The organism is Ensifer sp. 4252 (assembly GCF_050434565.1).
GTDB lineage: Bacteria > Pseudomonadota > Alphaproteobacteria > Rhizobiales > Rhizobiaceae > Ensifer.
In genome coordinates this window covers 233,199-252,242 of record NZ_JBNDIU010000004.1, presented here as the reverse complement: position 1 = coordinate 252,242, position 19,044 = coordinate 233,199, and the positions used below count along the sequence as shown (strand labels likewise).

At 61.3% G+C, this 19,044-nt stretch carries 22 protein-coding genes, 1 other RNA gene and 1 pseudogene; 10 read left to right on the top strand and 14 right to left on the bottom strand.

Features of this window, described 5'->3' with window-relative positions; translation table 11 throughout:
• Nucleotides 1-19 precede the first annotated feature (19 nt).
• A complete protein-coding gene (locus ABIE33_RS12235) occupies nucleotides 20-820 on the top strand; it encodes a transporter (protein ID WP_429125192.1) in 801 nt (266 codons plus the stop codon).
• 142 nt (nucleotides 821-962) lie between these two features.
• Here ABIE33_RS12235 and cax read toward each other — a convergent pair whose 3' ends face one another.
• Nucleotides 963-2,063, bottom strand: coding sequence for a calcium/proton exchanger (cax, locus tag ABIE33_RS12230; protein ID WP_429125189.1), 1,101 nt, complete (start codon nucleotides 2,061-2,063; stop codon nucleotides 963-965).
• A 77-nt stretch (nucleotides 2,064-2,140) separates the two neighbouring features.
• A complete protein-coding gene (locus ABIE33_RS12225; RefSeq protein ID WP_429125552.1) occupies nucleotides 2,141-2,374 on the bottom strand; it encodes a potassium channel family protein in 234 nt (77 codons plus the stop codon).
• Nucleotides 2,375-2,889: 515 nt separating this feature from the next.
• On the opposite strand from ABIE33_RS12225, the gene ABIE33_RS12220 reads away from it, so the two are divergent.
• On the top strand, nucleotides 2,890-4,368 hold the full coding sequence (locus ABIE33_RS12220) for an arylsulfatase B (RefSeq protein WP_429125186.1): 1,479 nt from the start codon (nucleotides 2,890-2,892) through the stop codon (nucleotides 4,366-4,368).
• A gap of 163 nt (nucleotides 4,369-4,531) precedes the next feature.
• Here the strand turns inward: ABIE33_RS12220 and miaA are convergent, their stop codons facing one another.
• Nucleotides 4,532-5,443 carry a tRNA (adenosine(37)-N6)-dimethylallyltransferase MiaA gene (gene miaA, locus ABIE33_RS12215; protein WP_429125183.1) on the bottom strand — a complete coding sequence of 304 codons (912 nt, stop codon included), beginning with the start codon at nucleotides 5,441-5,443 and terminating at the stop codon, nucleotides 4,532-4,534.
• Here miaA and serB point away from each other — a divergent pair.
• On the top strand, nucleotides 5,442-6,329 hold the full coding sequence (serB, locus tag ABIE33_RS12210; RefSeq protein WP_429125180.1) for a phosphoserine phosphatase SerB: 888 nt from the start codon (nucleotides 5,442-5,444) through the stop codon (nucleotides 6,327-6,329). The genes miaA and serB overlap by 2 nt on opposite strands.
• A complete protein-coding gene (locus ABIE33_RS12205; protein WP_429125177.1) occupies nucleotides 6,326-6,901 on the top strand; it encodes a GNAT family N-acetyltransferase in 576 nt (191 codons plus the stop codon). The genes serB and ABIE33_RS12205 overlap by 4 nt, the downstream gene beginning before the upstream one ends.
• 76 nt (nucleotides 6,902-6,977) lie before the next feature.
• Here ABIE33_RS12205 and ABIE33_RS12200 read toward each other — a convergent pair whose 3' ends face one another.
• Nucleotides 6,978-7,880: a LysR substrate-binding domain-containing protein gene (locus ABIE33_RS12200; RefSeq protein ID WP_429125174.1), complete on the bottom strand. Its 903-nt coding sequence runs from the start codon at nucleotides 7,878-7,880 to the stop codon at nucleotides 6,978-6,980.
• Nucleotides 7,881-7,975: 95 nt separating this feature from the next.
• Here ABIE33_RS12200 and ABIE33_RS12195 point away from each other — a divergent pair, with 95 nt between their 5' ends.
• Nucleotides 7,976-8,098, top strand: coding sequence for a hypothetical protein (locus ABIE33_RS12195; RefSeq protein ID WP_429125171.1), 123 nt, complete (start codon nucleotides 7,976-7,978; stop codon nucleotides 8,096-8,098).
• Between the two features lie 365 nt (nucleotides 8,099-8,463).
• On the opposite strand, the gene ABIE33_RS12190 is transcribed toward ABIE33_RS12195, so the two are convergent.
• The 9 genes from ABIE33_RS12190 to ABIE33_RS12150 all read right to left on the bottom strand — a co-directional run bounded on the left by ABIE33_RS12190 (nucleotide 8,464) and on the right by ABIE33_RS12150 (nucleotide 15,577).
• Nucleotides 8,464-9,903, bottom strand: a complete 1,440-nt coding sequence (locus tag ABIE33_RS12190) for a DegQ family serine endoprotease (RefSeq protein WP_429125550.1) — start codon at nucleotides 9,901-9,903, stop codon at nucleotides 8,464-8,466.
• Between the two features lie 362 nt (nucleotides 9,904-10,265).
• Complete coding sequence (locus ABIE33_RS12185) at nucleotides 10,266-10,652, bottom strand: ACT domain-containing protein (protein WP_429125168.1); 387 nt, start codon at nucleotides 10,650-10,652, stop codon at nucleotides 10,266-10,268.
• Between the two features lie 6 nt (nucleotides 10,653-10,658).
• On the bottom strand, nucleotides 10,659-10,844 hold the full coding sequence (locus tag ABIE33_RS12180; protein WP_025427670.1) for a DUF2065 domain-containing protein: 186 nt from the start codon (nucleotides 10,842-10,844) through the stop codon (nucleotides 10,659-10,661).
• Nucleotides 10,845-10,851: 7 nt separating this feature from the next.
• Nucleotides 10,852-11,775 (bottom strand): protease modulator HflC, encoded by a 924-nt coding sequence (gene hflC, locus ABIE33_RS12175; protein WP_429125165.1) that lies wholly within the window; start codon nucleotides 11,773-11,775, stop codon nucleotides 10,852-10,854.
• On the bottom strand, nucleotides 11,772-12,863 hold the full coding sequence (gene hflK / locus ABIE33_RS12170; protein WP_429125163.1) for an FtsH protease activity modulator HflK: 1,092 nt from the start codon (nucleotides 12,861-12,863) through the stop codon (nucleotides 11,772-11,774). The genes hflC and hflK overlap by 4 nt, the downstream gene beginning before the upstream one ends.
• A 155-nt stretch (nucleotides 12,864-13,018) precedes the next feature.
• Nucleotides 13,019-13,555 carry a dihydrofolate reductase gene (locus ABIE33_RS12165; protein ID WP_429125161.1) on the bottom strand — a complete coding sequence of 179 codons (537 nt, stop codon included), beginning with the start codon at nucleotides 13,553-13,555 and terminating at the stop codon, nucleotides 13,019-13,021.
• Entirely contained in the window at nucleotides 13,548-14,153 is a 606-nt protein-coding gene (locus tag ABIE33_RS12160) for a glutathione S-transferase (protein ID WP_429125159.1), read from the bottom strand. Before ABIE33_RS12160 ends, ABIE33_RS12165 begins: the two co-directional genes overlap by 8 nt.
• Nucleotides 14,154-14,308: 155 nt before the next feature.
• Nucleotides 14,309-15,103 (bottom strand): thymidylate synthase, encoded by a 795-nt coding sequence (locus tag ABIE33_RS12155; protein ID WP_429125157.1) that lies wholly within the window; start codon nucleotides 15,101-15,103, stop codon nucleotides 14,309-14,311.
• A gap of 165 nt (nucleotides 15,104-15,268) precedes the next feature.
• Nucleotides 15,269-15,577 carry a DUF2853 family protein gene (locus tag ABIE33_RS12150; protein ID WP_429125154.1) on the bottom strand — a complete coding sequence of 103 codons (309 nt, stop codon included), beginning with the start codon at nucleotides 15,575-15,577 and terminating at the stop codon, nucleotides 15,269-15,271.
• Between the two features lie 142 nt (nucleotides 15,578-15,719).
• Here ABIE33_RS12150 and ssrA point away from each other — a divergent pair.
• The 4 genes from ssrA to ABIE33_RS12130 all read left to right on the top strand — a co-directional run bounded on the left by ssrA (nucleotide 15,720) and on the right by ABIE33_RS12130 (nucleotide 17,478).
• Nucleotides 15,720-16,083: a transfer-messenger RNA gene (gene ssrA / locus ABIE33_RS12145) on the top strand.
• A 111-nt stretch (nucleotides 16,084-16,194) separates the two neighbouring features.
• Nucleotides 16,195-16,710 (top strand): SspB family protein, encoded by a 516-nt coding sequence (locus ABIE33_RS12140; protein WP_429125151.1) that lies wholly within the window; start codon nucleotides 16,195-16,197, stop codon nucleotides 16,708-16,710.
• A 20-nt stretch (nucleotides 16,711-16,730) separates the two neighbouring features.
• Complete coding sequence (locus ABIE33_RS12135) at nucleotides 16,731-16,940, top strand: DUF4169 family protein (protein WP_429125148.1); 210 nt, start codon at nucleotides 16,731-16,733, stop codon at nucleotides 16,938-16,940.
• 301 nt (nucleotides 16,941-17,241) lie between these two features.
• On the top strand, nucleotides 17,242-17,478 hold the full coding sequence (locus ABIE33_RS12130; RefSeq protein WP_429125145.1) for a ribbon-helix-helix domain-containing protein: 237 nt from the start codon (nucleotides 17,242-17,244) through the stop codon (nucleotides 17,476-17,478).
• On the opposite strand, the gene ABIE33_RS12125 is transcribed toward ABIE33_RS12130, so the two are convergent.
• Nucleotides 17,458-18,342, bottom strand: coding sequence for a GGDEF domain-containing protein (locus ABIE33_RS12125; protein WP_429125142.1), 885 nt, complete (start codon nucleotides 18,340-18,342; stop codon nucleotides 17,458-17,460). The genes ABIE33_RS12130 and ABIE33_RS12125 overlap by 21 nt on opposite strands.
• Nucleotides 18,343-18,638: 296 nt before the next feature.
• Between ABIE33_RS12125 and ABIE33_RS12120 the strand changes: the two are divergent.
• Nucleotides 18,639-18,902 (top strand): annotated as a pseudogene (locus tag ABIE33_RS12120) (hypothetical protein); the annotation flags it as partial.
• Nucleotides 18,903-19,044 lie beyond the last annotated feature (142 nt).

Below are 19,044 nucleotides of genomic sequence, written 5' to 3'. Positions count from 1 at the left end.
CGCGACTGAGGGAATCATCATGAGACATGCCGGGTGGAAATGCGCTGTAGCCTTGTCTGCAATCTTCGCGACGGCAGCGCAGGCCCAGGATTCGAACCAGGAACTGGCCAAGAAGCTGTCGAACCCGGTGGCCTCGATGATCAGCGTTCCCTTCCAGTTCAACTATGACCGTGGCTACGGACCGAACGACGGCAACAAGTCGACGCTCAACATCCAGCCGGTCATTCCCTTCCACCTCAACGCCGACTGGACGGTGATCTCGCGAACCATTCTGCCGGTGACCTCCCAGAACGACATTGCCGGCCCGAGCGGCTCGCAGTTTGGTCTCGGCGACACGCTGCAGAGCTTCTTCTTCTCGCCAGCCAGGCCGACCGAAAGCGGCATCATTTGGGGCGCCGGCCCGGCCTTCCTGATCCCGACGGCGACCGACGATCTGCTCGGCGGTGAGAAATGGGGCATCGGCCCGACCGTCGTGGTGCTCAAGCAGGACGGTGAATGGACCTACGGCGCGCTTGCCAACCATATCTGGTCGTTTGCCGGCAGTGACGAGCGCAACGACATCAGCTCCACCTTCCTGCAGCCGTTCCTGTCCTACACCACGAAGGACGCCTGGACCTTTTCGCTCAACAGCGAATCCACCTATGACTGGAAGGCGGACGAATGGAGCGTCCCGATCAACTTCAACATCTCCAAGCTGTTCACCATCGACAAGCAGCCGATCAGCCTTGGCGCCGGCGTGCGCTATTGGGCGGCAGCACCCGACAATGGTCCGGAGGGGTTGGGCTTCCGGGTGACGATGACATTCCTGTTTCCGGAATGACAGCCGCGTCTAGAGCATTTTCAGGAAAAGTGCGAAGCGGTTTTCCGTCAGGAAATGCGTAAAAACAAAGAGATAGAGCGTTTCCACGATTCCGTGTGCACAGGAAACGCTCTAGCCTCGGCATGCGTGCCGACGCCTGAGCTCACAAGAGCTTGGGCGGCAGCAGATACAGCGTCATGGCGAAGATCAGATAGACCATCAGCATCAGCACACCCACGAACCACGCGGCCCGGCCGCTGGTCGTGACGATGAAGGCCGTCATCGTGGCGAAGAGCACCATGATGACCGCACCCGGCCAGAACTGCAGGTCCATCGGCGTAGGCCCGATGACGTAGCTCAAAAGCACGAGAACGGGAGCAACGAAAAGGGCAATCTGTGCCGCACTGCCGAGCGCAATGCCGACGCTCAGGTCCAGCCGGTTCTTGCGCGCGCCGGAAAATGCCGACGCCATTTCGGCCGCCGCCCCCACCAGCGCCACGACGATAAACCCGACGAATGCGGGCGTCATTCCGAACGTCTCTGCCGCCTGCTGCACCGATTCCACGAAGACTTCGCTGACCAGGGCGACCATGACCGTCACGGCGGCCAACGTCGCAAGCGCAACACTCAACGGCCAGGGAGCCTCGTCCGAGGCGGCAGCATGCTCGACGCTGCCGAAGAATTCGCGATGGCTCTTCAGGGAGAAGAACAAACCGAGCCCGTATGCGATGATCAGAAGGATCGCCAGACCGAGACTAAGTTCCTGCATGAACTCGGGCGCCGCCGCGAGACTATCGGCCTCGGCCATTACCGACGGAACGATCAGGGCGATCGTTGCCAGGAAAAGCATGCTCGTTTGCAGGCGGGCGGCGACGCGATTGTAGTCCTGAACGTGGTATTTCAGGCCGCCGAGCAGGAATGAAGCGCCCAGCATGAAAAGCGTGTTGCAGACGATGGCGCCGGCCAATGAGGCCTTCACCAGCGTGTACTGACCAAGCCGCAAGGCGGCCAGCGCAATGATAAGTTCGGTCAGGTTGCCGAGGGTCGCGTTGAGAAGGCTGCCAACCGTATCGCCCGTCCTGGCGGCGACGGCTTCGGTGGCATGGCTCAACAAAGTTGCCAACGGAATGATCGCCAAGACCGAAAGCAGGAAAAGCAGCGTGTGCGCATCGGGCGCGGCAGTATGCGCCACCAGCACCACCGGCCCCAGGACCAGGAGCCAGAGGAGCGGCGTGTGCCGAATTTCGTGCCAAAGCTGGCTCATGATACCCCCAAACGCATCGAGGCTTCTCGACCGGAATGTGGACGGCGACAGTGAACAAGGCTCAGTTGTAGCGGCTCTCACTCGTTGTGTTTATCGGCCGTGGTTCTCAGCGCCTGGACGCTGACGGCGGCAACGAGGCCAGTCAGCACAATCCCCGTAAGACCGATCACGAGTGCCAGCGCGCGTGAAGAAGTATGGCTCGGCGCAAAATCTCCGTAGCCGATGGTGAGACCGGTAACGAAGGTAAAATACAAGGCGTCGGTCATCCGCCATCCCTCTATTCGCCCAATCAACAGGCCGCACCCGACCATGACACAAAGAATACCGGACAAGATTGGCCAGACAACGCCAAGCTGGCGATAGAACTCTTTGAAGAAAATCAGTCTTGTTTGGTTAGACCGCATCGGACCCCGCCTGAAAAACGAAAGCCGTCTATCCCACCGATGACCGTCTGACGGACATTTCCAGATTGTGCCGACGACAAACGTACTGCTGCAGTCCATATGCAATTTAGGGTGATCTAATGTGGAGAAATGTCAACTCTGTAACAGTAACGACGGATGGGTCCTGCCGTTTAGATAAGATAACTTCCAACAACTCATAGGCACCTTGCGGTCACGACGGTTACGGCGTTCGCCGGATCACGTCGAAGCCATTATTTAAATAACACCTAATTTAGCTTTACGGATTCCGTAGCAAGGTGCAATCTGAACCACCGGTCATCCGGGGCGTGTGGACTCCGCCGCTGCAATTTCCTGCATTCCGACGCGGAATAGCTTGCAGGCTTCTGAGAATGTTTCCGAGAAAACCAATGGGGGACGGTCGCATGAACCACATTGCGTTATCAAAGGCTGTTGATCCGACCACGGGTATGAGACGGCGAGATGTTCTCCTGAGCACTTGCTCACTGGTGGCCGCAGGGATCGTGGCGACAACGGTGCTGACTGTCGCCAGTCCGGTGCCTGCTCAGGGTTCCACTCCTCCCAATATCCTTTACATCGTTGCCGACGACCTGGGCTGGAAAGACGTCGGCTTTCACGGGTCCGACATCAAAACGCCGAACCTCGATAAACTCGCCGACACTGGAGTTAAGTTCGACCAGTTCTATGTGCAGCCCATGTGCACGCCGACGCGCGCAGCGTTCCTGACCGGGCGCTATCCTATGCGTTACGGCCTGCAGACCGCCGTCATTCCCTCGGGCGGGCTCTATGGTATTCCTACTGATGAGTGGTTGCTGCCACAGGCCCTCAAAGAAGCAGGGTACAAGACGGCACTGATCGGGAAATGGCATCTTGGCCATGGAAAACCTGAATACTGGCCACCACAGCGCGGGTTCGACTACTTTTACGGGGCCTTGGTCGGCGAGATCGATCATTTCGAGCACGAGGCGCACGGCGTCGTAGACTGGTATCGAGGCAACGAGCAGGTCAAAGAGCCGGGATATGATACGACCCTCTTCGGAAACGATGCCGTCCGGCTGATCAACGAGCAGGATCCTCAGACGCCGCTGTTCCTGTACCTCGCCTTTACTGCGCCCCACACGCCATTTCAGGCACCCCAGGAATATCTCGACCGTAATGCGCATATTGCCGACGAGTCTCGCCGCGCCTATGCCGCAATGATCAGCGCCATGGACGACCAGATTGGCCGCGTTCTCGATGCGCTTGAGAAGCGCAATATGCGTGAGAACACGCTCGTCATATTCCATAGCGACAACGGCGGAACACGATCCGCGAAGTTCGCTGGCGAGTCTGAGGTCAAGGGTGAACTCCCGCCCAACAACGGGCCGTATCGCGACGGTAAAGGGATGCTTTACGAGGGCGGCACGCGCGCCGTTGGGCTGGCCAATTGGCCCGGCCGGGTCCAACCGGGTGTGGTCGATGGAATGGTCCATGTGGTTGACATGTATCCAAGCCTCGCAGGCGTTGCCGGAGCGAAGCTTGGCAAGAACAAGGAACTTGATGGACTGGATGTCTGGGCAGCGATTAGCGAGGGCAAACCGTCCCCGCGCGACGAAGTCGTCTACAATGTTGAACCCTTCCGGGGTGCGGTGCGCAAAGGAGACTGGAAACTCGTTTGGGCGGCGCTTTTGCCGCCGAAGGTGGAGCTTTTCGATCTATCGAAGGACGTTTCCGAGGCAACAAATCTCGCGGAGGCGAACCCCGAAAAGGTGAAGGAATTGCAAGCAAGGATCGAAGATCTTGCCCGCGAGGCGGTGCCGCCTCTGTTCATCGCAGACGTTATGCGCATGGCGACGAGCACAGCCCCCTCCACACCGGAGTTTTATTTCATAAACCCTGACTAGACGAAGTGGTGAGCACCCACAGACCCGGATCGTGAGGTAGAGACAGAGCATCAAAACTCAAGGCTTTCGATTGTATGAAAAGAACTGCAATTAATCGGTGTGATCGAGACATATCTGATGAACGCGCACACGGCATTCGGTGGCGCGGTCACCCGCTCAGCCCTCAAACGACCTGCGCAGCATTCTCGATGCGTCGCCAGCTGTCGTCGAGCTGGTTGCGGAACCAGGTCATCTGCCGCTTGGCATATTGGCGGGTTGCGGCAGAGCCGGCCTCGATCACCTCGGCCTCATCGATCTCACCGCGCGATAGCGCGGCAATCTGGCTGACGCCGATCGCCTTCATCACCGGCATATCCGGGCTGAGGTTCAGCGCCATGAGCGCGTGCACCTCGTCGATCGCCCCGCCGGCCAGCATCAAGCCGAATCGGCGGTTGATGCGGTCGCGCAGCACTTTGCGATCCGGCAGCACGACCAGCTTTCGCGCCCGTTGCGGATTGATGATCTCAGGGCCGTTCCTCTGCTGGTAGACGCGGATCGACTGGCCGGTCGCCTCGACCACTTCGAGCGCCCGCACAATGCGCTGGCCGTCGCCGGGCTTCAGCGCCTCTGCCGTCTGCGCATCGATCGCGGCAAGCTCGGCATGCAGCCCTTCCGGCCCTTCGGTCTTCAGCCGCTGGCGCAACCGCTCGCGAATGGCGGCGGGAATTTCGGGCATGTCGGCAAGACCGCCGGTCAGCGCCTTGAAATAGAGCCCGGTGCCGCCGACGAAGACCGGCAACCGACCATCCTCGCGCAGCGTGGCGACAAGCGCCTCGGCTTCGCGCAGCCAGGCGCCCGTCGAATAGGCGCCGCCAGCCGGTACATGGCCGTAAAGACAGTGCTCGACGCCGCCCATGTCGACCTCGTCGGGGCGCGCGGTCAGCACCCGCAAAGTGTCGTAAACCTGCATGCTGTCGGCGTTGATGACCACGCCTGCGTGCTGGCGCGCCAATTCGACCGCAAGCGCGGACTTGCCGCTGGCGGTCGGCCCGGTTATCAGGATCGCGTCCGTATCGGTTTCAAGGTTGTTGTCCATGGCTCTCGTTGCCACGCTTATCGCCAATCCGTCAAATCCTGTTCTGACGCCAGCGCTCGCGGAAGCCGCCGCTGACGCCGTTAGGGCATCCGGTCTCTATTGGCTCGCCGACGGCGTCGCCTGCGACCTGGCGCTCACCGACGGCACAGACCTCTTTGCCGCCGAAGCGGCGCTGCGCGGCGCGCTGAACGGAACGCCTGTCGATGTCGCCGTCCAGGATGCCGACACCAGGCGCAAGAAGCTTTTGATCGCCGACATGGATTCCACCATGATCGGCCAGGAATGCATCGACGAACTTGCCGCCGAAGTCGGGCTCAAGGACAAGGTTGCCGCCATCACCGCGCGCGCCATGAACGGCGAGATCGCTTTCGAACCGGCGCTGATCGAGCGCGTCGCGCTTCTGAAGGGCCTGCCCTCAAGCGTCGTTGGCGATGTCATCGCCAGGCGCATCACGCTGACGCCGGGCGGCCCTGAACTGATCGCAACCATGAAGGCAAAGGGCTACTACACCGCGCTCGTCTCCGGCGGCTTCACGGTGTTTACCGGCCCGGTCGCCGACATGCTCGGCTTTCAGGAAAACCGCGCAAACACGTTGATCGAGAAGGATGGCACGCTGACCGGCGAGGTCGCCGAGCCGATCCTCGGCAAGCAGGCCAAGGTCGACGCGCTCCTCGACATTGCCGGCCGCCTCGGCATCTCGACCGACGAGGCGCTTGCCGTCGGCGACGGCGCCAACGATCTCGGCATGCTGCAGCTTGCCGGCACCGGCGTCGCGCTGCATGCCAAGCCGGTGGTCGCCGAACAGGCGAAGGTCCGCATCGATCATGGCGACCTCACGGCCCTTCTCTATCTGCAGGGCTACCGCAAGACCGATTTCGTCAAATGATCGTTTCCGAGACCGAACGGCTGCGCATCCGCGCCTGGAAGGAGAGCGACCGCGATCTCTTCTTCGAGATCAACAACGATGCCAAGGTGATGGAGTTCTTCCCCCATCGCCGCAGCCGGCAGGAATCCGACGCCCTGTTCGACCGCGTCGGTCGCGGCATTGCCGAAACCGGGCTCGGCTTCTTCGCGGTGGCGCTCAAGGCCGACGACCGGCCGATCGGCTTCTGCGGCCTCGCTTATACCGACCTCGAGCCCCACATGCCCAAAGGCACCGTCGAGATCGGCTGGCGCCTCGCCGCCCCCTTCTGGGGCAAGGGCTATATCACCGAGGCAGCCCTCGATCTCTTACGTTATGGCTTCGACGAAAAGGACCTACGCGAAATCGTCTCCTTCGCCATCCCCGAAAACACGCGCTCGACGGCTGTGATGGCGCGCCTGCGAATGCACCGCGACCCCGCGCGCGACTTCGACCACCCCCGCATCCCCGCCGACAAGCCACAACTCGCGCGCCATGTGCTCTACGCGATCACCCGGGCGGATTGGCAGTCGCAGCGGGCCAAGACCGGGGCGTGATCGCGCGGTAGCGCCGGTAAGTAACGGCTTGCGCTTGCGCTGTCGGCCTGCCGGTCAGTCGTGCGGCACTCGAAGCTCACGTCCTGCGCCCCGCCCCCGGATACATCCGCTCGACCCAGGCAGCGAACGCCTGCGCCGCCTCGGACAGAGCATCAAACCGCCGCGCGACCAGAAAGAAGGCGCCATAGGGCACGGAGATGTCGAACGGCTGCAGCAGGCGCCCGGCCGCAAGCTCGTCGCGCACATGGTCACGGTCGATCAGCCCGACACCGTTGCCGCGCAGTGTCGCCTGCAACACCATGGCGCCATCATTGAAGATAGCACCTCGCTCGATACGAACGGGCCCCGCGCCGGCGGCGGCGAACCATTGCTCCCAAAGCTCGCGATTGTCCTCGTGCAGAAGCGCATGCTGCATGAGATCGACAGGCGTCGACAGGGGGCTGCCGGACCGGGCAAGCTCCGGCGCAATCACGGGGATCATCTCCACCTGCGCAAGCTGTCGCGCCTCGACGCGCGGCCAGGAGGAGAGCTTCAAACTGTGGCGGATGGCGATGTCGGCGTCGCCGCTGCGAAATTCCACCAGCCGCGGGTCGGCGTCGATCAACAGGTCGATCTCGGGATGCTCGCTCTGAAACTGTGCCAGATGCGGCACCAGCCAGCAGCCGGCAAAACATGGCTCGGCGCTGACCCTGAGCGTATGCGCAAGCTCGCGCCCGGAGAGCGCCTCCAGGCTGTCTCCCACCATGTCGAAGGCGGAAGTCAGCACCGAAAGCAGCGACCGCCCCTCCGCCGTCAGGCTGACGCTGCGGTGGCGCCGCTCGAACAACGGCCGGCCGACGAGGTCTTCCAGTTCGCGGATCTGCCGGCTGATCGCGGCTTGAGAAACGAACAACTCGCCGGCGGCCAGCGTGAAGCTTTCGAGCCGGCCCGCCGCCTCGAAACTCCGCAACGCTGTCAGGGGTAGACGGCCGCGCTTCATGCATAACCTCAAGTCATCCGAACGCGACTGTAAACTCGTTTGAGACCTGGCGACAAGTGCGTTGAAATGTGGAAAACAGAAAGGAGGATCCGGCCATGTCTGCCATCCTCGAGACCCTGATCGACGCACTGCGCCTGATGACCTTCCAGCCCCTGCGGCAGAGCGCCCACCGCACCCGATCGGAACGGACCAGGAGCATGTCCTGCGCCGAAGACTAACGGACTTGTCCCATCATGCCGCATTGCCCTCAAACAGGCTGCGCGCGGCACCTATGGAGCATTTCCAGGAAAGGTGCGAAGCGGTTTTCCGTCAGGAAATGCGTAAAAAACAAAGAGATAGAACGTTTCTGCGTCTCCGTCTAAACCGGAAACGCTCAAAGACAGCGGCCGACATGGCCAGTCGCCGCAGCGCAGGGCGCCAAGCGGAACGCGCAAAGGGCGCCGCACAATCCCCTCTTCAGATCGATGCCGTTTCGAGAAACATGCAGCGTTGAATCGAAATGTCAGGGGTCGGAGTCGACCTGTGAAAGAGTGGCGCGATGGCCCTGAAAGGATTCAGGAAAATGCCATCGCACCACGCCGTCCTATTCCATGCGCACGGTAACGAAGCGCAATTCGCCGGTCTTGTTGGAAAGCATCAGCAGTGCATTGCGCCGGCCGTCGGACTTCAGCTCTTCGACACGGTCGGAGACGTCGTCAGGCGTATCCATCGCTTCCTGGCCGACTTCGACGATAACGTCGCCCGGTTCCACCCGGCGTTCAGCGGCGGCAGACCCTGCCTGGACCTCGGCGATCACCACCCCCTCGACATCGTCAGCGATGCCGAACTTCTTGCGGCTTTCGGCATTGAGCGTCGTCAGCTTCATGCCGAGCACCGTGTCGGTGGCGGGCAACTCGGCTGCCGGCGGCTGATCCGTCTTCTTGTCCTCGCCACCTTCATCATTGGTGGTTGTCGCGGCATTGGCGATGTCCTCGCCATCCTCGAGCCGTCCGAGCGTGACCTTGACCGTCTGCTCCTTGCCGTCGCGGATGATCACCACATCGACGGCCTTGCCGACGGCACTTTCGGCGACCGCCCGCGGCAGGTCGCGCATCTCGAAGACGTCCTTGCCATCGAACTTGATGATGACGTCGCCGGCCTTGATCTCACCCTTGGTGATCGGCCCGCCCTCGATGATGCCCGAGACCAGCGCGCCACGCGGCGAGGCCATCTTCAGGCTCTCGGCGATATCATCCGTCACCGGCTGGATGCGCACGCCAAGCCAGCCGCGGCGCGTCTCGCCGAAATCCTTGAGCTGCAGCACCACATTGGCGGCCAGCTCGGTCGGGACGGAGAACCCGATGCCGATCGAGCCGCCTGTCGGCGAAATGATCGCGGTGTTGATGCCGATCACCTCGCCCTGCATGTTGAACAGCGGGCCACCGGAATTGCCGCGGTTGATGGCGGCGTCCGTCTGGATGAAATTGTCGTAGGGGCCAGCATTGATGTTGCGGCCGCGCGCCGAGATGATGCCGACGGATACCGAGCCGCCGAAGCCGAACGGATTGCCGATCGCCATGACCCAATCGCCAATCCGCATCTTGCGGGAATCGCCGAAAGGTACCGCCTTCAGCGGCGCTTTCGGCTCGACCTTGAGCACCGCGAGATCCGTCTTGGTATCCTTGCCGACGAGCTTTGCCTTGAGCTTGCTGCCGTTGGCGAAGATCACTTCGATATCGTCGGCACCGTCGATAACGTGATTGTTGGTGACGATGACGCCGGCGGGATCGATGACGAAGCCGGAGCCGAGCGAATTGACGGTGCGCTGGCGGTTGCCGCCCTTGTCGCCCTGCCCCTTGAAGAATTCGTCGAAGAAGTCCTGATAGGGCGAGCCCTCCGGCACCTGCGGCGTCGGCGCATCGTCGTCGTTCTTGACGCGCTGGGACGTCGAAATGTTCACGACAGCATCAAGCAGGCCGGCGGCAAGATCGGCGACGGATGCGGGGCCATTGCTCGGCGGGCGGACGGCGGCCGTCTGCGCCATCGCGACATTGGACAGAAGCAGCGAGGCGGCCAGCGCCAGGGCGCCGAAGGATTTCGATCGAGTGGACAATTCGCGGAGCTCCTCACGTTGTCTCGGCGGTGCGGTATCGGCAGGGATACCGCGTCATGCGATGCTCTGCAGCCCCATGCGTCCGACGAGGCGCAAGGGTCGCTGCAGCGACTTTGATGTGCCGCATAACTCTTCCTTCGATCGATCCAGATCGGAGGCGTTATGCGGCTGGTGACAGCGACGCGATCCGGGGATCGCGTTCCGCCCGATCTTCCAGTGAAGATACGGCGGAATTCAGAAGCGTCCAGACACGATTTTCTGATCCGTCCGAAAGAGCGGATGCAAAGCGACGATCAGATGGTGATCTCGTGCCCGTGTTCTTTCAGCGCCTGCACTGCCCTGTCGAGATCGGAACCGGGCACGAAGATATAGTCGGTGCTGAAGGTCGAATTGGCAAAGACGCCGATACCCGCAGCCGACAGCGGCCTGAGCACGGACGAAAGCACGCCGGGCACGTCAACGCTGAAATGCTGTTCGATGCGGAAGCAGCGCCAGCCGAGCGAACTCTGGGTGCTGGAAGGGACGCGCGCGGCGCGGCAGACGAGGGTCATTTCCTCTCGCGAGCTGGACACGGTCCAGAAACCCGGTCCCGGCAGCCATTCCGGCATCTGGGAACCGACATTGAGACGGGTGATCGCATATTCGGCATCGACCAGCCGGATCAGCAGTTTATGTGGCATTTCGCATTATCCTCGAAGCAACCAGACAAGTCCGACACCGGCGGCAACAGAAAATACCCCGGCCAGTCGAAGCTGATGCTCCGGGACATACGGCAAACGCTTCGCCAATTCCACTAAAACCAAAGGGGCCAGTGCGTACACCAGCCCCTCGATGATCAGGAAAAAAGCGATCCCGGTCAGAAAGTCGGACATTGTCCGCTTAGTTCCCGGTCACCGGTTGCGTCGTTGTTGCAGCCGGTGCGGTGCCTTCCGAGTCATTGAAATAACGGAAGAACTCCGAATGCGGCGACAGCACGAGCGTCGTATCCGAGCTGCCGATGGACGCCGTATAGGCGGTCATCGAACGGTAGAATTCGAAGAACTTCGGATCGCGCGCAAATGCGTCGGCAAAAGTCCTCGTCCGTTCAGCTTCGCCTTCACCGCGAAGGATTTCCGATTCGCGCTGGGCGTCGGCGACGATCTCGACGACCTGACGGTCGGCGATGGCGCGGCGACGCTGGCCGGCTTCGTTACCCCGGGCGCGGATCAGTTCGGCTTCCGCCAGACGCTCGGCCTTCATGCGATCGAAGGTCTGCTGCGAGACTTCCTGCGTAAGGTCGGTGCGACGGATGCGAACGTCCTCGATGTTGAGGCCGAGCGATTCGGCATCGGTTTTGAGGTCGGCGCGAACTTCGCGCATCATCGATGCACGCTCGTCCGACAGTGCCGCCTCGAAGCCGCGCAGACCGTAGACGCGACGCAGCGATGCGTCGAGACGGGTACGCAGACGCGCTTCGGCAGAATCGCGGTCGCCCGAAACGGTTTCGCGGAAGCGGCGTGGGTCGGCGATCTTGTAGACGACGAAGGCGTCGACTTCATAGAACTTGCCGCCCGAAACCTGAACGCGGATGTTATCGAGATCGAAGCGCAGCGCCTGGTCTTCGACATACTGCACGCGATCGGCATCCATGAAGGCGAAGGGCAGCTTGAAGTAGAGGCCCGGCTGGCTCTTGACGTCCTGGATCTGACCGAAGCGGACGACGACCGCCTGCTGGCGTTCGTTGACCACGAAGACCGACGAGTAGAGACCGACGAAGACGACGGCGAGCAGGATCAGGATGATTGAAGTACGATTGTTGATCACTGTGCGCCTCCCGACTGTGCCGGCCGAGTGATTTCATTCAGCGGCAGATAGGGCACGACGCCCTGCCCGTTCTTCTCGTCGATGATGACCTTCTTCGACTTGCCGAGCACGTCCTGCATCGTTTCGAGATAGAGACGCTTGCGGGTTACGTCAGGCGCCTTGGAATATTCGTCATAAACAGAGATGAAGCGCTGGGCCTCACCTTCCGCTTCCTTGACCACGCGCCCCTTGTAGGCGGCTGCCTCTTCACGGATCTGCGCGCCCTGACCGCGGGCCTTGCCGAGGATCTGGTTGGCGTACTGGTTGGCTTCTTCGACGAAGCGGTCTTCGTCCTGCTCGGCACGCTGCACTTCGTCGAACGCATCGGCGACTTCGCGCGGCGGGGCCGCATCCTCGATCGCCACGGTGTTGACGGAAACGCCGGTGCCGTAGCTGTCCATCGTTGCCTGGATCGTGCTCTTCACGTCGGCGGCGATCGCCTGACGGTTGTCACGGAAAATATCCTGGGCCGGACGGCGGCCGACCACTTCGCGCATCGCACTTTCGGCAACCCGCTGCAGGGTGTCGGACGGATTTTCGACGTTGAAGAGGTAAGCCTTCGGATCGGTGACGGAATACAGCACCGAGAACTGGACGTTGACGATGTTCTGGTCGCCGGTCAGCATCAGGCCGGCATTGGACTGACCGCTGTTGCGGCCACCGATGTTCTGCTGCTGCTCGGTGATCTTGACGAACTCGACGGTTTCGAGCGGCCAGAAGTGATAGTGCAGGCCCGGCATCGAGATCTCGTCCTTCGGCTTGCCGAAGCGCATTTCCACGCCCCGTTCATCCGGCTGGACGGTGTAGATCGAATTGATCAGGATGAAGCCGACGATCAGCAGGCCGATGATTGCGAAGACGCCGCCATTGAAACCGCCGGGAACGACGTTCTTCAGCTGATCCTGGCCACGGCGAATGATCTCTTCGAGATCCGGCGGGCCGCCTTTGCCGCCGCCACGCGGCCGGTTCGGCCCCTGGCCCCATGGCCCCTGATTGCCGCCGCCGCCGCCCCAAGGGCCGCCGCCGCCATTCTGATTGCTCCAGGGCATCAAAACCTCTCTTTTGAATACTGCTCACGATGAACTGCCGCGCGAATGCACGGACGTTCACGATGTGAACCCGTTATAGGTATGACATGCATCGCTTTCAACGCGATACGCCAGAGTTCACCGTAAATGGTTCAAAATAGTTGACGAATGGGCCTTCAGGACAGGGCGCGCCGGCGCCATGTCACGAAATGCATGGCATGGCTGTCCTTCTCGCCCTGCGGCAGATCTTCTTCGAACACCTTGTCGAAGACTGCGGGATCGATTTCAGGAAAGCGGGCATCGCCTTCGACGTCGGCCGGAACCTCGGTGATATGCAGGACATCCGCCACGCCGATCGCCTGGCGATAGATCTCGCCGCCGCCGACGACACAGACCTCGTCCGCGCCGGTTGCCGAGGCTTCGCGCCGCGCCGCGGCCAGCGCTTCTTCCAGCGAATGCGCGACGATCGCGCCCTCGGCGGAAAAATCGGCGCTGCGGCTGATGACGATGTTCGCCCGGCCCGGCAGCGGACGGCCGATCGAGGTCCACGTCTTGCGCCCCATGATCACGGGCTTGCCGAGCGTCAGCGCCTTGAAGCGCTTGAGGTCGGTCGGGAGCCGCCACGGCAGATCGCCCTCGCGCCCGATGACGCCGTTGGCGGCAACCGCGGCGATGAGGGAGATTTTCGGTTCGTTGGTGCTGGTATCAGTCATGGAACCCATTCGGTTTGCTGTCGATTTCGCCTGCCCTGACATAGGCTGCCCGGTCGGTGACCACCCGGATGTAGCGGTCCACGACCTCGCTCTCGGGCAGGATCTTGCGCATCCATTGCAGCGCGCTTGCCAAAAGCAGATCGGCAGCACTCATCGTCGCGCCGAGCAGATAAGTCTGCCGGCTGAGCACGTCGATCACATGGGCGCACATTTCGCTGTAGAGCCGCGCCTGCGCCGGATTGTTGATCGTCGCGCCGGTGATGTGTGCCAGCGCCGTCGGCTCGATCACCCCGGCATAATAGGCAAGCCAGGAGAGATAGGCGCCGCGCTCGGGATGGCCAGGCGCCCGGCCGAGGCTGCACTCGGGATGGAGGTCGGTGAGATACTGCACCACCGCCGCCGATTCCCAGATCAGCGCGCCCTTGTGCAGGAGCGCCGGCACCTGCTTGTGCGGATGTGGATTGTTGTCGTCGGGCGCGCCGGTACCGTCCCAGCGGCGGATAGAGACATAGCGAATCTCGTATTCCGCGCCGATCTCCTCGAGCAGCCAGACGATGCGCGACGAGCGCGACAGCGGTGCGTGGATGAGCGTCAGCATCGAAACCTCCCGACAGCGCCGCGCATCGAACATGATGCGTAAGAGGCGCTGTAACGCTTGAATTACATCGGAGGCGAAAAACCCTCCCGGTCTCCCGCCGCCATGCGAATGTCGGTATCCATGGCCCTGCCCGCGCCGCCCGAGGTGGCGGAGCGTCAGACGGCGATCGGTGCCTTGATGGTTGAATCAGCTTCGTAGCCGACGAGGGTAAAGTCTTCAAAACGGAACGAAAACAGATCCTTGACATCAGGGTTGATCCGCATCGTCGGCAGCGTCTTCGGCGTGCGGGCAAGCTGCAGCCGCGCCTGGTCAAAATGGTTGTGGTAGATATGCGCGTCGCCGAAGGTATGGACGAAATCGCCCGGCTTCAGTCCGGTCACCTGCGCCACCATCATCGTCAGAAGCGCGTAGGACGCGATGTTGAAGGGAACGCCGAGGAAGATGTCGGCCGAGCGCTGATAGAGCTGGCAGGAAAGCCTGCCGTCGGCGACATAGAACTGGAACAGGCAATGGCACGGCGGCAGCGCCATCTCGTCGACGAGCGCCGGGTTCCAGGCGGAAACGATATGACGGCGCGAATTGGGATTGGTCTTCAGGCTTTCGACAAGGCCGGCGATCTGATCGATATGCCGCCCGTCCGGCGCCGGCCAGGAGCGCCACTGGTAGCCGTACACCGGTCCGAGATCGCCCTTTTCGTCCGCCCATTCATCCCAGATGCTGACGCCGTTTTCCTTGAGATAGGCGATATTGGTCTCGCCCTTCAGGAACCACAGCAGTTCGTGAATGATCGAGCGCAGGTGCAGCTTCTTGGTGGTCAGCACCGGGAAGCCTTCCGAAAGGTCGAAACGCATCTGGTAGCCGAAGACCGAGCGCGTCCCCGTTCCCGTCCGGTCGCCCCGGTCGGTTCCGCTGGTCATCACATGGTCGAGAAAGTCGAGATATTGCTGCATGGTTTGGCGCCGCCGATTCGTGTTGTCCCAAATTTAGGGTGAAGCCGGCGGCAAACCAATGTCCCGGGGATGTTTATCCCGCAAATTCAGCCGCACTCATGGCGGGATGAGGAAAAGTGCGCGGTTTTCGGCTTCCACCCCGCCTCACCTATGAAAATCATCGCTCTAAAGAGTTTGCAGCTTACCGAGGTTCTTGGCCACCAGGTAGTAGAAGGTCACGCGTGACTTTGAGCGATCCGTCGACATGGCCTTTGCGGTTGCAGAAATGGCCGCGTCCGCTTCCGCGCCTGCGACACCGAGCTTCTTCTCGCACCATTTCTCCCTGACGCGCTCGAGTTCCTTGGGGTCGGTGGCCGACACGAGCGAGGAATCCTTGTTGCGCAGCGCAATGCCGAGATGGCGCACGATCTTGTTCACAACAGCTTCGTCGGCGCCGCTGTCATACTTCTGCACATCTGCGAGATAGTCGGTCATGATGCCTCCGCATTGAGATTGCTCGAGAACTGCAGCATGTCCTGGCAAGCCTGCCTGGGTAGTCCGCCTGCAGCAGCCGGAGTTTTTCATGGCTGCCCATCATGTCAAGGGTTTTGGAAAAGCAGCGATATATCCATGCTTTCCCCTTTTCTTCAGCGCCGGAAAGACCTATATGACAGATGCCGTCTTCGGGCGGCTATGGCAATAAACGGGCGGTGAAATAAACCCATTGGACCCGGGGGCGGTACCCGGCGCCTCCACCAAAAACCGGTCGACATTTCGATGACCGGCTTTTGATGGGGGCGAAATAGGATCGACAAGGGCGTAAAGATCGACTTTTTGCTCGGCATTGTACCACCGTTATCGGGCTAAACTTATAGTTGCAAACGACAACTATGCTGAAGCACGTCTCGCTGCCTAACGGCGGTGCGACACTTCAAATCAAGTCCTTCCGGGTAGCACCGTAAGGCGGGGTCCGAAGGCACCTGGCAACAGAAGCCTTCACCTTCTCCCCCGCTTCGAAATGGTCTATAGATGCTTGAATAATTGACTCGTCATATTGAGACGGGCAATGGAAAGCCGACAGTAGAATTGAGTTCGAGAAAGACGGGAATCTCATGGGCCAGGACCACATTCGCTACGACATTCTGGCGCAGGACGCGCTTCGCGGCGTCATCCGCAAGGTGCTGACCGAGGTTGCGGCCACCGGCCACCTGCCCGGCGAGCACCATTTCTTCATCACCTTCCTGACCGGCGCGCCGGGTGTTCGCATCTCGCAGCACCTGAAATCCAAGTATCCCGAGCAGATGACGATCGTCGTCCAGCACCAGTTCTGGGAACTCAAGGTTTCCGAAGCCGGCTTCGAGATCGGTCTCTCCTTCTCCGATACGCCGGAGCGGCTGGTCATTCCGTTCAATGCCATTCGCGGCTTCTACGACCCCTCGGTCAATTTCGAACTCGAGTTCGACGTGGCGACGGCCGAAGAGGAAGAGGCCGAATCGGCGGAGATCACCGCCTACCCCGTGCCTGAAACCGACGGCGAAGTACCGCCCAAGGACGCGGAGAAATCCGGCGAAGCCAAGAATGGCGGCGGCTCGGTGGTCTCGCTCGACTCCTTCCGCAAGAAGAACTGAGGCAAGCGAAAGGACGCGGCATGAGTGGTGACGTCGTCAACCTACGCCAGTTCCGCAAGCGCAATGCCCGCGCCGAAAAAGAAAAGCAGGCCGAACAGAACCGCATCTCGTTCGGCCGCACCAAGGCCGAGAAATCGCTGACCGACGCCTTGAACACAAAGGCGGCAAAGGCCCTCGACCAGGGACGGCGCGAACCTGCCGGCGATCGACCAGATGAGGCAGAGGACTGAGCAGTCCGGCTTACAGCGCCGCGCATCAAATATGACGCGCTAAGGACGCTGTAACACTTTAAACTTGCTGCATAATTTCATCCTTAAATCGGATCCGATTTAAGGAATTATGCAGTAGCCGCCACTGCATGGCGCTTCGGATCGGGATCGACTTGAGGCGAGATTATGCAGCGGGTTCCAAGCGCCTCTCACGCGTCCCATTTGATGCGCGACACCGTAAAAAACGATTCCGGCACAAAAGCTTACGTCCGCTTTCCGAATCAAACCGCCAACGACTTGAATCAATCTGCGAGCTCCGGCGATGATCCGAAAACACTCCGCCACCTTGCACGGACACCGCACCAGCTTCTCGCTGGAGGACCCGTTCTGGCTGGAGCTGAAGACGATCGCGGCCGCCCGTGCCATGCCGATCGCCCAGCTGATCGTCGAGATCGACGATGCGCGCGGCGGCGACAGCAACCTGTCCTCGGCGCTGCGGGTCTATGTTCTTGACTGGATCAAGTCGAATACCGGCCGGTCAGCGTCCGGCGACGCGTGACGGCTCCTCGCCCAGGTCATCACCGCCGTTCCCGAATACGTCGGTGAAGGCGCCCGAAATCCCCTCACGCAGTTGGGCCGCCATCGCCCTGATGCCCCCCGGCAGACGCGCATATTCGATCAGGCACACCCGGTTGCGTCCCGTGTTCTTGGCGAGATAGAGCTGGTCGTCGGCGATCTTGAAGATATCCTCGTAGTGGGCGGGAAAGGTGAACAGCGCCACACCGACGCTGACCGTTACCGGATCTGCGCCCGGCGCAATCGCCTGCCCGCGCTCAGCCACCGCCAGGCGGATACGCTCCGCCATCGCCCCAATCGTTTCGGGGCTGGCATAGGGGACGAACACCGCGAATTCCTCGCCGCCGAGGCGCCCTATCAAGCCGCTATCACCCACGGCCGTGCGCATCTCGGTTGCGATCGCCACCAAGGCCTGATCGCCGGCGAGATGACCGTGGTGATCGTTGATGCGCTTGAAGTGATCGGCGTCCAGCACCATCAGCGCTGATGTCGCCGGAAAGGGCTTGCGGTCCTGTTCGGCGAAGAACGCCGTAACATCCGATGTGAAGGCAGCGCGATTGAGACAGCCCGTCAGGCCGTCATATCGGCTCGCCAGCGTCAACAGATCGTTGGCGCGTGCCAGTTGCTGGAGCTTGATGCCGATGAATGCGAAAAGCGGAATGGCCAGCAGCAACGGAATGAACAATGCAAGGCGCATCGACGTCGCCATCACCTCGCCGCCGAAGGGGGCGATGTAGTAATAGGTGATGAGAAGGGCAACGGCCGTGCAGCCGGCGGTGCCGGAGAACGTCCAGTTCATGATCCAGATGATCGCGCGGCGATCAAGGCCCTGCTCCAGCGACTTCATGCCACCCCCCGTTGCAAGGCGCACTGTGCAGGCAGGATGCTAACTCCTGCTCAATCAATCCATTAGGATTTTAGGGGTTAACGCATTTCAGTGCACGAAAGCAGGCGTTCGGCCCAGGAGCCGAACCGTTCTCGGAACGCAAAACCCACGCCTCCGCAGCCGGCCCTGGACGCACGATTGCGGGAAAGCCGACGCCCTCCACCAGCTGAAACATAGACCTGTGATTGCAATAAAAGCGTACCTTACCGCTTCCTGTGTGCTTGACGCCACAGTTCGGGCAATTCCGCGCAGCCTGATCGGGCAAACAAGTCGATGCGGTCGCGGGCCTACGCGGCGCCTACTATTTCACGCCCGAGTTCTATTTGACCGGCTGGGGCCTGATCGGTGCGGGCGGTGCGGATCTCGACTGGGATGCAGCACTCGGTCTCGGCTACAAGTTCACGGATACGATCTCGGCCGTCATCGGCTACCGCGCGCTCGGCGTCGACTACAGCGACGACGGTTTCAAGTTCGACACCGTACAACACGGACCGATCCTCGGCGTCGCCATCCGCTTCTGAACCGGGACACGGCGACGCCGGAGAAGAAAGGCTTCGAACGGGTGCCCGCCCCCAGACCGAGCGTGATCCGCGCAGTGGGGCCTGCGCGCGATCAACCCGCTGCCAACCCGCTGCCGCACACATTGACGCCTGACAGCACACA

What these genes read in the sequence shown, in the direction of transcription:
- ABIE33_RS12235 (WP_429125192.1), top strand. Translation starts at nt 20, where the DNA reads ATGAGACATGCCGGGTGGAAATGCGCTGTAGCCTTGTCTGCAATCTTC.
- cax (WP_429125189.1), bottom strand. Translation starts at nt 2,063, where the DNA reads ATGAGCCAGCTTTGGCACGAAATTCGGCACACGCCGCTCCTCTGGCTC.
- ABIE33_RS12225 (WP_429125552.1), bottom strand. Translation starts at nt 2,374, where the DNA reads ATGGTCGGGTGCGGCCTGTTGATTGGGCGAATAGAGGGATGGCGGATG.
- ABIE33_RS12220 (WP_429125186.1), top strand. Translation starts at nt 2,890, where the DNA reads ATGAACCACATTGCGTTATCAAAGGCTGTTGATCCGACCACGGGTATG.
- serB (WP_429125180.1), top strand. Translation starts at nt 5,442, where the DNA reads ATGGCTCTCGTTGCCACGCTTATCGCCAATCCGTCAAATCCTGTTCTG.
- miaA (WP_429125183.1), bottom strand. Translation starts at nt 5,443, where the DNA reads ATGGACAACAACCTTGAAACCGATACGGACGCGATCCTGATAACCGGG.
- ABIE33_RS12205 (WP_429125177.1), top strand. Translation starts at nt 6,326, where the DNA reads ATGATCGTTTCCGAGACCGAACGGCTGCGCATCCGCGCCTGGAAGGAG.
- ABIE33_RS12200 (WP_429125174.1), bottom strand. Translation starts at nt 7,880, where the DNA reads ATGAAGCGCGGCCGTCTACCCCTGACAGCGTTGCGGAGTTTCGAGGCG.
- ABIE33_RS12195 (WP_429125171.1), top strand. Translation starts at nt 7,976, where the DNA reads ATGTCTGCCATCCTCGAGACCCTGATCGACGCACTGCGCCTGATGACC.
- ABIE33_RS12190 (WP_429125550.1), bottom strand. Translation starts at nt 9,903, where the DNA reads ATGGCGCAGACGGCCGCCGTCCGCCCGCCGAGCAATGGCCCCGCATCC.
- ABIE33_RS12185 (WP_429125168.1), bottom strand. Translation starts at nt 10,652, where the DNA reads ATGCCACATAAACTGCTGATCCGGCTGGTCGATGCCGAATATGCGATC.
- ABIE33_RS12180 (WP_025427670.1), bottom strand. Translation starts at nt 10,844, where the DNA reads ATGTCCGACTTTCTGACCGGGATCGCTTTTTTCCTGATCATCGAGGGG.
- hflK (WP_429125163.1), bottom strand. Translation starts at nt 12,863, where the DNA reads ATGCCCTGGAGCAATCAGAATGGCGGCGGCGGCCCTTGGGGCGGCGGC.
- ABIE33_RS12165 (WP_429125161.1), bottom strand. Translation starts at nt 13,555, where the DNA reads ATGACTGATACCAGCACCAACGAACCGAAAATCTCCCTCATCGCCGCG.
- ABIE33_RS12160 (WP_429125159.1), bottom strand. Translation starts at nt 14,153, where the DNA reads ATGCTGACGCTCATCCACGCACCGCTGTCGCGCTCGTCGCGCATCGTC.
- ABIE33_RS12155 (WP_429125157.1), bottom strand. Translation starts at nt 15,103, where the DNA reads ATGCAGCAATATCTCGACTTTCTCGACCATGTGATGACCAGCGGAACC.
- ABIE33_RS12150 (WP_429125154.1), bottom strand. Translation starts at nt 15,577, where the DNA reads ATGACCGACTATCTCGCAGATGTGCAGAAGTATGACAGCGGCGCCGAC.
- ABIE33_RS12140 (WP_429125151.1), top strand. Translation starts at nt 16,195, where the DNA reads ATGGGCCAGGACCACATTCGCTACGACATTCTGGCGCAGGACGCGCTT.
- ABIE33_RS12135 (WP_429125148.1), top strand. Translation starts at nt 16,731, where the DNA reads ATGAGTGGTGACGTCGTCAACCTACGCCAGTTCCGCAAGCGCAATGCC.
- ABIE33_RS12130 (WP_429125145.1), top strand. Translation starts at nt 17,242, where the DNA reads ATGATCCGAAAACACTCCGCCACCTTGCACGGACACCGCACCAGCTTC.
- ABIE33_RS12125 (WP_429125142.1), bottom strand. Translation starts at nt 18,342, where the DNA reads ATGAAGTCGCTGGAGCAGGGCCTTGATCGCCGCGCGATCATCTGGATC.